Here is a 12967-nt window from a genome sequence, read left to right as displayed (position 1 = left end):
CTTAAACCAACCTTTCAAGTTCAAAATCATCACTCGTAATCGTGTTGATACGATATAAGTTCTGACTGATGTATTCTAAAATTGTAATAAATACTTGTACAACCTTTGTTTTCGGTTCGTTAAAAGTAAGCAATTCAGTCATTTTTAGTATTTTACGACCACTAAAACTTTTATCGATAAAAGCGACAGCATCTTCTTTTGAATACTCATCAGGACTGACCACAACATATGCGTCTTCAGAAAGGCTCACGCGAGACTTTACTTTGTTATAAGCGTCTAATAAGTCATTCAAGTTAAATGTTAGGTCTTCCCTTTCGTCCCTATCATCTGAAAAATCATGCGGTGCTTTGATGAAATACTTACTCTGTTCTTCTTTCATCTTGTTCAATTCCTCTGCATATTGCTTATAGTTTTGATATTCTATAAGTTGAGTCATCAAGGGACCACGTGGATCCTCATATTCCTCGTCAACATACTGAGGTTCAGGTAGTAGCATATGACTTTTTATTTTAACAAGCTCACTTGCCATAACTAAATAATCACTGGCAACATTGAGCTCTAGTACTTTCATCTGATTGATATATTCCATATACTGTTCAGTAAGAAGTTTCATAGGAATATCGTATATATCAATTTCTAATTCTTTAATAAGGTGTAAAAGTAAGTCCAAAGGACCTTCAAAAACATCCAATTCCACTTTATATGATGACATTATATAACCTCTATTTCAGGAGTGATACCAATTAATAAAAACACTATCATTGAATTCTTTAACGAATTAATTATAAAGCAAGATTACTTTGAATGCCATGAAATCATGGAAGATGTATGGAAAGATAAAGAAAATTTCACAAAAACGGATGCTGAAGTATTCATTGTCTTGATTGTTACAGGTGAATATCACTACAGAAGAGATAATGTAATCGGCGCCACAACGTCATATAAACGCGCATTAAAACTATATGAAGATAATCAATATGATTTGAGTGTATTCGGATTTGAAGATGGATTTATCAATAAAATAGAGAGACGCTATCAAGAGATCCCCAAAAAATCTTTTGTGCCCATGCAATTTCCTGTTCAAGACTGGGTCTGGGAGGCATTATACAATGCGCATGAGAACGAGTTCGATTCCTTTAGTCAATTTATGACAACAATGCTGGCAAATTTCGAAACCAATGTGCAGATCACACACAAACACAGCATGCGAGATCGATCAGACGTGATCCAAAAACGCTTAGAAGCACTGAACAATAAGGTGAATTGAGTTGATTTGATTTTGAGTGGTGATGAAGGATCGTCGTCCCTATCCTAGAGTGTTTGAATGGTGATGAGAACTCAACGTCCCTGTTCTACTTGTTAATCATCAATAATTATCTTTAGGAGGACAGTATTTTTAGTTTTTAGAACAATTATACATATAGTTCTAACACCAGAATTGAAAAATAGTGCTATTAATATATCAAGTCATAAGTTAAAATTTAATTGAGTCATTTCATATCTCTCCCATCAATGTTTGTCTGGTAACTACATTGTATTATAGAGATCTGATTTGACTCATTTCTTTATTACACAATATTATGGACTTAATCCAAAAAAGAGGAATCTCATATACAAGATCCCTCCCTGACTAAAAACCAAAATCAAAAACCAATATTATCTATACAATTACAAACCAGTAAACAAATCCCCAGATTAGACACATCAATAGTATGCCAAAGAAAATAATGTATTTTGCCTTGTTCATTATTTCAGTTCCCCAAGGAAGCTTTTACCGTGTGTTTTATAGTCAACATCGAAATTATCTGCAATCGTTGCAGCGATGTTAGAAAATGTTTGACACTGATTAATTTCACCGTAATTCAAGTCTTTACCTGAAGTGATTAATAGTGGTACATATTCCCTAGTATGATCTGTACCAGTATAAGTTGGATCATTACCGTGGTCTGCAGTGATGATGAGTAACTCATCTTCACCTAATTTAGAAGTAATTTCAGGTAAACGATCATCGAATTCTTTTAAGGCATTACTGTAACCTACTGGATCTCGTCTATGACCATACTCAGCATCAAAATCCACTAAGTTTAAGAATGATAAACCATCAAAATCTCTATTCATAACAGAAAGTAGCTTATCGACACCGTCATCGTTGCTTTTAGTACGCACAAAGTCAGTGATACCGCTACCTGTGAAGATATCGTTGATCTTACCGATCGCAATGACATCCTTGCCTTCATCTTTTAGGGCATTTAAGACTGTTTGTCCAAAAGGTTTAAGGGCATAGTCATGGCGATTTTCTGTGCGCTTGAACTCACCTTTTTTCTTGCCAACAAATGGACGTGCGATGACTCTGCCGACTAAGAATTCAGGATCTTTTGTCATCTCACGTACCTTTTCACAGATATCATAGAGTTCTTCAAGTGGAATCACTTCTTCGTTTGCTGCAATTTGAAGTACTGGGTCATTTGAAGTATAGATAATCAGGTCACCTGTTTCAATTTGATGTTCCCCAAACTCTTCAATAATATCCGTACCTGAAGCAGGCTTATTACCCACAATGCCACGACCTGTTGCTTCTTTAATCTTGTCTAGTAATTTGTCAGAGAAACCATCTGGATATACTTTAAAGGCTGTATTAATATTTAAACCAGCGATTTCCCAGTGGCCAGTCATTGTATCTTTACCTTTTGAAATTTCCTGCATTTTTGTGTAAAAACCTGTTGTTTGATCAACTTGATCTACGCCTGGTAAGTCATCGATATTACCTAAACCAAGTTGTGAGAGGTTTGGCAAAGTATTTGGATGAGATTCTAAAGTGTGACGTAAGGTATGTGTACCCTCATCTCCAAAGTCTTTAGCATCTGGTGCTTCTCCAATTCCAACTGAATCTAGCACGATTAAGTGAATTCTCTTAAACATAAAATTTACCTACTTTCTTGGATGAAACTGCTTATACATCTCTCTAATTTTACCTGCAGAAATTTGAGTATAGATTTGTGTTGTTGAAATGTCAGAGTGTCCGAGCATTTCTTGAACCGCTCTTAAATCCGCCCCATTTTCAATTAAATGTGTTGCAAAGGAATGTCTAAAAGTATGCGGTGTTATATTCTTATCAATACCGCTGTCTCTGACATACTTTTTAATTGCTTTCCACAAGCCTTGTCTCGTGAAACCTTTCCCACGATTCGTTAAAAAAAGTGTATCGATATTTTCGTCTTTTAGCAACTTAAGTCTGTAATTTTTTATGTAATTCGTTAATTTTTTTGCAACATATTCTGTAGTGGGTACAATTCTTTCTGTTTCACCCTTACCATAAACATGTATAAAGCCCATCTCTAAATTTAAATCAGATATATTCAAATTAATCAGTTCACTGACTCTGAGTCCACTAGCGTACAACAGCTCCATCATCGCATTATCTCTAATACCTTGAGTCGTTTGGTCTGGTGACTGCAATAAACGTTCCATCTCTTCAATCGTTAAGACGACTGGCAAAGCTTTTTCTTCTTTTGGTGTTTGTAAGCGGAGTGCCGGATTATTTTCAGTGATGCGTTCAATTTGTAAAAACTGATGAAAATTCTTTAAGGTCGATTGCATGCGTCTGATTGTTTTGGCACTCTTATTTTCTGAAGTCAAAAACTGCAAAAAAGTTACGAGAGTCTCTGCAGTAATTGAGTCTACCCTCGTAACATTTTGATCTTCTAAAAATTGACTATACTTTTTTAAATCTTGATTATAGGAAGATATAGAAGCATCACTAAGTCCTTTTTCTATTTTCAAATACCTTAAATATTCGTCAATATGCGTTTTAAACATGACTATTGCCATCTCTCTCTTGACAGTTTCTGCAAATACCATGGAAAGTTAAACGGTGATCGATAACATGGAAGTTAAATTCATGAGCGATAATCTTCTCCACCTCTGGTAGTAAATCTTCTTCTACTTCTTCCACTGAGCCACATTGTGTACAGATTAAGTGATGATGAAAATGTTTCGCACCTTCTTTACGAAGATCATATCGTGCGACACCATCTCCAAAATTCACCTTATCTAGTACATTTAATTCATTTAATAATTCTAAGGTACGATAAACTGTCGCTAGTCCAATTTCAGGGTACTTATCTTTTACTTTCATAAATACATCTTCAGCACTTAAATGTGAGCTTTCGTTTTCTAATAAGACTCTCACAGTCACTTCACGCTGTGGAGTCAATTTATAGCGAGCCTCATGCAATGCTTCTTTAATTCTCTCTATTCGTTTTTCCACAACAGCACCTACTTAATTTCAATTTCTTATTTATAACAATTATACATGATTGAGAAAGATTTTCAATACTATTTAGAATTATTATAAATAACCTTTTTCGGCGAGCACATGGTGAACTGCAACTAAAGTTTTTCCATCTCTAAATTCACCGTTATGCATACATGTTTTTAGTTCTTGAAACGGTATTTTTACTAGGTCTAGAAATTCATCATCTTCAAGTTCCATATTATCAAATGAAACATTTTTTGTACTATATAAATGAATCAATTCATTAGAAAATCCAGGAGAGACATAAAATTCATATAATTTATCTAATGATTCTGCCGTTGCACCTGTCTCCTCTTTGAGTTCTTTTCTTGCTGTGTCGTCAGGGTGTTCGCCAGTTTCAACCTTACCAGCTGGGATCTCTAACAGTACTTCATCTGTCGATATTCTAAATTGGCGGACAAAGTACATTGATGTATCATCCGTTACGATTAGTGCAACAGCACCTTTATGATAGACGACTTCTCTAAAAGCCTCACTGCCGTCAGGAAGTTCTGCGGTTAGTTTTTTTACATCGATGATTTTACCTTGGTAGATATCTTCCGCTGATTTTGTTTTTTCAATTAAATGTTCATCCGTCATTATAATCCCTACCTTGTAAAAGTTATTATAAATATATCACAATCCCTGTCAAAAAATAAAAATTTATATTTCTAAAACTGATGATATAATAATTGTTGTGAAATGTGAGGAGGTAAGAATTTGAAACAGTATAAATCCTGGTTTTTTATATTGATCTTATCAGTGTTAACTATACTAACTTCTGTTGCTTATTATGCATCAAGTCAGATTATGTTTTTCAAATTAAGAGAAATTGAAATCATAATCAGAAGAGAAACACGCGGTAAGAGAATGAATTTAGAAGTCTTAAAGAATATGCCAAAGAATGAATTGAAAATACCGTCTAAATTTGGTTACGACATTCACTCGACCTTTTACCATCCACATGAGACGAATCATTGGATGGTCCTCCTACATGGTGTATCTGAAAACAGCATAAGTTCAAGTAAGTATGTACATATGTTTACAGATATGGGCTACAATTGTGTGGTTTATGATGCTAGAAGGCACGGGAAAACTGGTGGAATAGATTCAACTTATGGGTATTATGAAAAATTTGATTTAGAATCTGTTATAGAAAGATTGAAGAAAACATATGGGTCAGATATTCGCTTCGGTATTCATGGTGAATCTATGGGTGCTGCAACAATGTTACTCTATGCAGGAGAGCTTTCTAATGAAGCAGAATTTTACATTTCAGATGCGTCATTTGCTCGCTTTAGTGAGCAATTAACATCTGTCTATCAATCAATATCTAAGACTGCCACCGCACCTGTCTTGTTCTTTACCTATCTGATACTTAAACTTAGAAGCCACTATAGTATTTATGAACTCTCACCTATTAAAGTCATCGATCAGATTGAGCAGCCCATTTTGTTCATTCACTCTAAAAAAGACAAATTCATTCCGTATGAATCTACCTTAGCCCTATATAAAAAGAAGAAAGGACCAAAAAAAGCTTGGTATCCAGAACGCGGCGATCATGTAGAATCATTTAACCGCAATCAAAAAAAATACCGCAGCACTGTTCAATCCTTTATTGAACAGTACGCGGGATGGGAAGTTCGAAGTAATCATGAGCAATAAAGACGTTGTCAGGTAATTGTGATTTAACAACTTCGATATCCTGATCGGTATACCGGCTGCTAATATGAACAAACACTAGCTGTTGATAATTTAAATCTTTAAAATTTTGGAGCACTTGATTTAATTCCGAATGGAAATAATCATGTGCTTTTTCTATTTCATTATTTAAAAATGTGGCTTCATGGACAATAAGATTTGCTTGGTACAAATCAGCTAAATAAAGTGGATTATTTATAAGTCTCGTATCCCCATGAACAGCGATTTTTATGCCTTTAGTATCTTCGCCAATGAAATCTTTGGACTGATAAGTAACATCGTCAAAGGTGAACGTTTCACTAGCTTTTATGTGTCCATATATGGGGCCAGGTTTAATGCCAAGGTCAAGCAACTTATCCTTGTTCAAGCCGCCTAACTTGTCGTGCTCATTAAAGAAATAAGCGTAGGACTCAATGCCATGATCTAAAGCGTGTACAGTGACAGTAAAGCCATTTATATCGTAGTTAGCCTTATCTTCAACTTCGATAATCGTTAACGGGTAGTTTAAAGTGCTCTCAGACAATCTAAATGTAACTTCTAACCATTCAGCCAACCCTTTTGGTCCATAGATTGTTAAAGGAATATCTGCCCCACCCTGAAATGCCCTAGACGATAGAAAACCTGGCAAGCCGAATATGTGATCGCCATGTAGATGGGTTATAAAAATATTTTTGATTTTAGCGGGCTTTATATGTGTATGAAGAATCTGGTGTTGTAAGGCTTCTCCAGCATCGATAAGGATATATTCATTATATTCGCTAACACAGTTTATAATAATGCTCTGTGTATTTCTATCTTTTGACGGTAAGCCTGCACCGGATCCAAGAACAGTTAATCTCATTTTGACACCTCAATTTTTCTTGTTTAATTATATCACAATATGACTTGTGGTATGATATTAGGTGGTATGATGAGCAATTTAAAAAAGGTGATAATATGGAAACTATTAGATTTGTAGAAAGATTTATCGTATACATAGAAGATCATTTAAGAGAGAATATAGATTTTTCAGATGTACTAGATAAGATGGGGGTAGAACCAAAGTCTTTTCTCACCATTTTCACTTCCCTAGTTGGTATGACACCTGCTGAATATCAGGAAAAACGTCGTCTGACTGAGATTTCATTTGAAGTATATGAGGGCCACCGCCGGCTTATTGATATTATTAAGTACTATGGTTATAGAGATTTAGAAAAATTTAAAGCGATGTACAAAAAAACATTTGGGATATCAGTGCATGAAACAGATCGTTATTTTAAAGAGATGGATCAACTTGAGCAAATTGCTTTTGAGGTTGTACCATCAAAAAAACCAAAGTATCCATCATATCGAAGTTTTGTAGAAAGTTTTAGGCTCACTGGCATTGCTCAATATTTCGACCTAAATACCTACCGTCCGGAATATAAGCATAAATTTTTGAGAGTCCTAGAAAGAGATGGCTTAATTGATGAACTTTTGAAATACAATGATGGCTTTATAAAAGGTATCTTTGTTCAAGAAAGAACGATTGATGATGAAATGGAAATATTTGTCGGGGTCACAAGTAATCAAAATACACCGTTTGATGAAACTTACACTGAATCTATGAACTATGAGATTTTTGACACCAAAGGCTATCCTTCAACAGTAATTGGGGACGTCTATAAATACATCTTTCGACGTTGGCACTTTAAAGAAGATGTCAATTTGACTTGTGACTTCTCATTAGAATTAATCAAACATACTTATGAAATTGAGGATCCAACAACCAAAATTCAAGTTTGGCAAGCAATCGATGATTAAAATTAAAGAACCGTATATTAAGTTACTTGGCATCATTAACGGCCTATAAACTTAATGTACGGTTCTATTTATAATTTATTTACTTTCATTTTTATGATGAACTTTAACAATCTCAACAATTAAATCTGTCATTTTATAAAGTTCTTCTAATGGCATGCGTTCACTTGTTGTATGGATATATTCGTATCCAACTCCTAAAATAGCTGTCGTCACACCATTTCCATGGAAGATATTACCGTCACTACCGCCACCAAGACTGATGACATTAGGCGTACGGCCAATGTTTTTAATCGCTTCTGAAGCAGTTGTTATAACTACATCGTCTTCTTTTGCATATAGAGATGGATACATCAATTCAACATCAACCTCTGCACTACCACCAAGTTCTTTTGCGGTTTCTTCAAAAGCAGTTTTAATCTTATCTGTCTCACTCTGTAACTTCTCATCAGACAATGAACGAACTTCTGCTAAAATTTCGCAATGGTCACTGACAATATTTGTTGCTTGACCACCCGTAATTGTACCAATGTTTGAAGTTGTTTCTTCATCAATTCGACCTAGGTTCATCTTTGCAATTGCCTTAGCAGCAATGTTGATTGCACTAATACCCTTTTCTGGTTCAATTCCAGCATGTGCTTTTTTACCAAAGATTTGTGTTCTAACTTTTGTCTGTGATGGTGCACGGTTAACCACTGTACCTACTTCACCTGTGCCATCAACCGCATAACCAAATTTACTTTTTATGTTCTGAATGTCTAAAGCCTTAGCACCAACTAAACCAGTTTCTTCACCCACTGTAATGATGACTTCTACATCACCATGTGGAATGCCTTCTTCTTTTAGAACGCGAACAGCTTCTATAATAGATGAGACTCCAGCCTTATCATCTGAACCTAGTATTGTTGTACCATCACTGTAAACATAACCATCTTCAATATGTGGTTTAACACCATTACCTGGTGTCACTGTGTCCATGTGAACCATGAAAGCAACTGGTGGAATGTTACTGTCCCCTTTTAATGTATAAATCAGGTTACCAGCACCATAACCGGTTGTCTTTTGTGAGTCATCTTCAAAACCTTCAAGTCCAAGTTCGTTAAGAAGATTGATTAAATAATCTGCCACTTGTCTTTCTTGGCCAGATTCTGAATCGATTTGGACAATTTCTAAAAATTGCTCTGTAAGACGTTCTTTATTCATAAAATAATGCCTCCAAGTGTTGATATGTTGATTTACCTTCATGTATAGTTATTATAACAATAAATACCGAGGATGGTTGAATAATGCAAAATAAAAACGTTCAAAAATTCATCATATGGTTCATGATTATACTGATTGTTGTTTCAGGACTAATGATGGGCATCTCATATTTAACTTCATTTTAAAAATGAGAAACACCGGTTTGTATCCTAGGACACAAACCGGTGTTTTTTAAACTTCTTTACCGTGTTCTTCAAACCAAGCTTGAATTCCAGTCATTACACTCATTATTTCGTGACCTTCTATTTCATGTCTTTCAATCATATCGACAATTTTTCCATCTTTGAAAAATGCGAATGATGGTGAGGAAGGTAAGTAATCTGGTGCTCTATCTCTCATTTGTTCTGTTGCTTCCTTATCTTGACCAGCAAAAACCGTTAACAATTGGTCTGGACGTTTGTCATAGTTTAAGGAATGGATTGCAGCAGGTCTTGCGATACCACCTGCACAACCACAAACAGAGTTCACCATAACTAAGGCAGTACCTTCTTTATTTAAAGCTTGATCTACATCTTCAGGTGTACGTAATTCTGTGTACCCAGATTCAGTTAATTCATTTCTAGCATTTTGAACGAGATCTTGCATGTATAGGTTAAAATCTAAATCCATACTAAAACTCCTTTTTTGACTCAAGACGAGTCTAGTAATTACTTTTATTCTAGACCGCTAAAAGAAGTTTGTAAAGTTAATAAACTGACGAATGATCTGGGTCAATATTTTCAATTCGTTGTTTAACTGCTTGTAAGAAGTTTCCAGCCATGAGACCATCTAAAACTCTGTGATCAATCGATAGACATAGGTTTACCATGTGTCTTGCTGCTAACATATCATCTATGAAGACTGGTTTCTTTACTATGGATTCAACTTGTAAAATCGCAACTTGCGGTTGATTGATAATACCCATAGACTGCACAGAGCCAAAGGCACCAGTATTATTTACAGTAAATGTACCACCAGCCATGTCTTCACCCGTTAACTTTTTCGTTCTCGCCTTAGTTGCAAGTTCGTTGATAGACTTAGCGATGCCTTTTAATGAACGATCATCTGCATTTTTTATGACCGGTACAAAGAGCTGGTCTTCGTCTGCAACCGCAATAGATAAGTTGATATCTTTATGAACTGTAATTGTGTCACCGTCCCAAGAACTGTTTAACAGCGGGAAATCTTTAAGTACTTCAGAAACAATCTTAACGAAATAAGAGAAGTAAGTTAAATTAACACCTTCTGTTTCTTTAAATTTTGCCTTGTGTTTGTTACGTAAATTTACTAGATTTGTCGCATCGACTTCCATCATGAGCCAAGCATGTGGAATTTCAGTTTTTGATTGTACCATGCGTTTAGCAATTTCTTTACGAACACCTTTAACCTTGATTTTCTCACCAGCTGTTACGCCTGTTTCTTGTGTAGATATATGAGGCGTCTCTTTTGGTGCTGAATCAGTTTTATTTACAGTTTGCTGTTGGTTGTCAGAAGCAATGAATTTTTCTACATCTTTCTTAGTTATTCGTCCCTCAAAGCCTGTGCCTTCTATACTATTGGCATCCAAACCATGTTCACTCAACATTCTCATCACTACAGGTGATAGTCGTTTAGAAGAATTGTTATCTGAACTAGCTTTAACTGATTCTTTATTTTCTGAAGGTACATCATTTATCTCTGAATCATCAGTTTCTTCATCAACTTCTTCTTTAACTGCTGCATTGTCAGGTTCAATTTTATAGATTGGTGTTCCCACCTCTACAGTCTCACCTTCATTAATGAGGATTTCTCTAATTACACCGTCGTAAACAGAAGGAACTTCTGCAGTTACCTTTGCCGTGTTAACTTCACATACTGCATCATATTCATTGACATGGTCCCCAACTTTGACCAACCAATTTTCAATTGTACCTTCTGTGACACTTTCCCCTAATTTAGGCATCGTAATTTCAATCATTATTTCACTCCCTAGTATTCACTTAGTGTGAGCATTTTATTGTATATTTTTTCTGGGTTCATCATAAAGAAGTCTTCCATAGGTGGTGCATATGGCATAGATGGTACATCAGGACCAGCTAATCGCGTAATTGGTGCGTCTAAATCATAGAGGCAATTTTCACCGATGATTGCAGAAACTTCACTCATTACGCTACCTTCTAAATTATCTTCTGTTACAAGTAGCACCTTACCTGTCTTAGAAGCTGCTTTAATAATTGATTCCTTATCAAGTGGATACAATGTTCGTAAGTCTAATATCTCTGCTTCATATCCATCTTTAGATAACTGTTCAGCAGCTTGTACAGCATAATTAACACATAAGCCATAAGTAATGACGGTAATATCATCCCCGCTCCGGACAGTATTCGCTTGTCCAATAGGTACGATATACTCCCCTTCTGGCACCTCACCTTTTAAGAGACGATAAGCTTTCTTGTGTTCAAAATATAAGACCGGATCGTTATCTTTAATGGCAGCCATTAATAAACCTTTTGCATCGGCAGGATTCGATGGCACAACGACTTTTAGACCTGGTGTAGAAACAAAAATTGATTCGATGGACTGTGAATGATACAGTGCGCCGTGAATTCCACCACCAAATGGTGCTCTGATGACAAGTGGCGCATTCCAGTCGTTGTCTGAACGGTATCTAATTTTAGCAGCCTCGTTTAATATTTGATTGACTGCAGGTAAAATATATTCTGCAAACTGAATTTCAGCGACTGGTTTTTTGCCCACCATCGCTGCCCCAATGGCAGTTCCTGCAATATTACTTTCGGCAAGTGGCGTATCTAAAACTCTCATTTCACCAAATTTTTCTTGTAGGCCTTCCGTTACTTTAAAAACGCCACCTTTTTTACCTACATCTTCTCCAAGTACAAAAACATCATCGTCTTGTTCCATGGCAGTAAATAATGCATCTTTTATAGCATCGAGATAAGACAATTTAGCCATTGTTTACCTCCTCATAAACGTGTTTAAGCGCATATTCTGGTTCTGCATAAGGTGCAGCTTCAGCTCTTTTTGTTGCTTGATTGACAGTTTCTTTAATTTCTTTTTCTAATTCTTCTAACCAAGACTCATCGACGATAGATTCACTTAGTAAATATGTTTTAAACGAGTCTATACAATCATTTTTCTTATCTTTCTTTAATTCTTCTGGATCTCTATATTTATCATCATCATCAGAAGAATGTGGGGTTAATCGAATGGATAAGGCTTCGATTAAGGAAGCACCATCGCCGTTAATAGCACGTTCACGGGCTTCTTTCATTACTTTATATACCGCAATTGGATCGTTACCATCTACTTGTTCACCATGCATACCATAACCAATTGCACGGTCAGACAACTTTTCTGCTCCATATTGAAGGCTTGTCGGTACACTAATGGCATACTTATTGTTCTCAATTAGACATATAAATGGTAAATCGTGGACACCTGCGAAGTTTAAGCCTTCATGAAAATCCCCTTGAGAAGTTGAACCTTCCCCTAAAGTGGTTAAGGCAACAGCTTTTTTACCATCCATTTTAAAGGCGTAACTCGCACCTACAGCATGAATCACTTGAGTCGTTACGGTAGAACCTTGAGTTAAAATATTACTTTCCTTTTTAGAAAAGTGTCCAGGCATCTGACGTCCACCACTTTGTACATCAGCACCTCTTGCGAAGGCAGATAACATCGTTTCTTCTGGTGTAATACCGAAGTGTGTCACTAAGGCTAGATCTCTATAGTAAGGGCTTAGAATGTCAACTTCCTTATCTAAAGCAAAGGCAGTACCAGCTTGGGTTGCCTCTTGACCTTGACAAGAAATAACAAAGGGTAGCTTACCTGCACGGTTTAACAACCACATACGTTCATCTAGTCGCCTTGATAAGACCATTAATTTATACATTTCTTTTAAATCCGATTCTGTTAAATCTGTTTCTTTATGTGATAACAATATGTCTCACC

Annotated in this window: 15 protein-coding genes; 4 read left to right on the top strand and 11 right to left on the bottom strand. The window is 35.8% G+C overall.

From position 1 onward, the window contains the following. Position 1 precedes the first annotated feature (1 nt). Positions 2-712, bottom strand: coding sequence for a segregation and condensation protein A (locus tag EYB29_RS04260; RefSeq protein ID WP_166626668.1), 711 nt, complete (start codon positions 710-712; stop codon positions 2-4). Between the two features lie 21 nt (positions 713-733). On the opposite strand from EYB29_RS04260, the gene EYB29_RS04255 reads away from it, so the two are divergent. Beyond that, a complete protein-coding gene (locus EYB29_RS04255) occupies positions 734-1267 on the top strand; it encodes a DUF309 domain-containing protein (RefSeq protein ID WP_166626667.1) in 534 nt (177 codons plus the stop codon). A 479-nt stretch (positions 1268-1746) separates the two neighbouring features. Here EYB29_RS04255 and deoB read toward each other — a convergent pair whose 3' ends face one another. From deoB to EYB29_RS04235, 4 genes are all read right to left on the bottom strand, one after another. Further along, positions 1747-2919, bottom strand: coding sequence for a phosphopentomutase (deoB, locus tag EYB29_RS04250; RefSeq protein ID WP_166626666.1), 1173 nt, complete (start codon positions 2917-2919; stop codon positions 1747-1749). 9 nt (positions 2920-2928) lie between these two features. Then, entirely contained in the window at positions 2929-3816 is an 888-nt protein-coding gene (gene xerD / locus EYB29_RS04245; RefSeq protein ID WP_166626665.1) for a site-specific tyrosine recombinase XerD, read from the bottom strand. Next, entirely contained in the window at positions 3809-4267 is a 459-nt protein-coding gene (gene fur / locus EYB29_RS04240; RefSeq protein ID WP_026866352.1) for a ferric iron uptake transcriptional regulator, read from the bottom strand. Before fur ends, xerD begins: the two co-directional genes overlap by 8 nt. Positions 4268-4348: 81 nt before the next feature. Further along, a complete protein-coding gene (locus EYB29_RS04235; protein ID WP_240921827.1) occupies positions 4349-4894 on the bottom strand; it encodes an NUDIX hydrolase in 546 nt (181 codons plus the stop codon). 120 nt (positions 4895-5014) lie between these two features. On the opposite strand from EYB29_RS04235, the gene EYB29_RS04230 reads away from it, so the two are divergent. Then, entirely contained in the window at positions 5015-5959 is a 945-nt protein-coding gene (locus EYB29_RS04230) for an alpha/beta hydrolase (protein ID WP_240921826.1), read from the top strand. On the opposite strand, the gene rnz is transcribed toward EYB29_RS04230, so the two are convergent. Next, positions 5910-6836 (bottom strand): ribonuclease Z, encoded by a 927-nt coding sequence (gene rnz, locus EYB29_RS04225; protein WP_166626664.1) that lies wholly within the window; start codon positions 6834-6836, stop codon positions 5910-5912. The genes EYB29_RS04230 and rnz overlap by 50 nt on opposite strands. A 95-nt stretch (positions 6837-6931) precedes the next feature. Between rnz and EYB29_RS04220 the strand changes: the two genes are divergently transcribed. Next, positions 6932-7777 (top strand): helix-turn-helix domain-containing protein, encoded by an 846-nt coding sequence (locus tag EYB29_RS04220; protein WP_166626663.1) that lies wholly within the window; start codon positions 6932-6934, stop codon positions 7775-7777. 75 nt (positions 7778-7852) lie between these two features. Here EYB29_RS04220 and EYB29_RS04215 read toward each other — a convergent pair whose 3' ends face one another. Then, positions 7853-8977, bottom strand: a complete 1125-nt coding sequence (locus EYB29_RS04215) for a M20/M25/M40 family metallo-hydrolase (RefSeq protein ID WP_166626662.1) — start codon at positions 8975-8977, stop codon at positions 7853-7855. Between the two features lie 83 nt (positions 8978-9060). Here EYB29_RS04215 and prli42 point away from each other — a divergent pair, with 83 nt between their 5' ends. Further along, a complete protein-coding gene (prli42, locus tag EYB29_RS04210) occupies positions 9061-9162 on the top strand; it encodes a stressosome-associated protein Prli42 (RefSeq protein ID WP_156889134.1) in 102 nt (33 codons plus the stop codon). Between the two features lie 46 nt (positions 9163-9208). Here prli42 and EYB29_RS04205 read toward each other — a convergent pair whose 3' ends face one another. The 4 genes from EYB29_RS04205 to EYB29_RS04190 form a co-directional block, all read right to left on the bottom strand. Next, entirely contained in the window at positions 9209-9646 is a 438-nt protein-coding gene (locus EYB29_RS04205; protein ID WP_026866358.1) for a BrxA/BrxB family bacilliredoxin, read from the bottom strand. 76 nt (positions 9647-9722) lie between these two features. After that, complete coding sequence (locus EYB29_RS04200; RefSeq protein ID WP_166626902.1) at positions 9723-10970, bottom strand: dihydrolipoamide acetyltransferase family protein; 1248 nt, start codon at positions 10968-10970, stop codon at positions 9723-9725. Between the two features lie 14 nt (positions 10971-10984). Beyond that, positions 10985-11968, bottom strand: coding sequence for an alpha-ketoacid dehydrogenase subunit beta (locus tag EYB29_RS04195; protein WP_026866360.1), 984 nt, complete (start codon positions 11966-11968; stop codon positions 10985-10987). Next, positions 11961-12956 carry a thiamine pyrophosphate-dependent dehydrogenase E1 component subunit alpha gene (locus tag EYB29_RS04190; protein WP_026866361.1) on the bottom strand — a complete coding sequence of 332 codons (996 nt, stop codon included), beginning with the start codon at positions 12954-12956 and terminating at the stop codon, positions 11961-11963. Before EYB29_RS04190 ends, EYB29_RS04195 begins: the two co-directional genes overlap by 8 nt. Positions 12957-12967: the final 11 nt, after the last annotated feature.

The sequence above is a fragment of the Jeotgalicoccus sp. S0W5 genome (assembly GCF_011634875.1).
Taxonomy (GTDB): domain Bacteria; phylum Bacillota; class Bacilli; order Staphylococcales; family Salinicoccaceae; genus Jeotgalicoccus; species Jeotgalicoccus marinus.
Note: the sequence above shows the minus strand (reverse complement) of the source record. Positions and strands in the feature narration are given on the sequence as shown.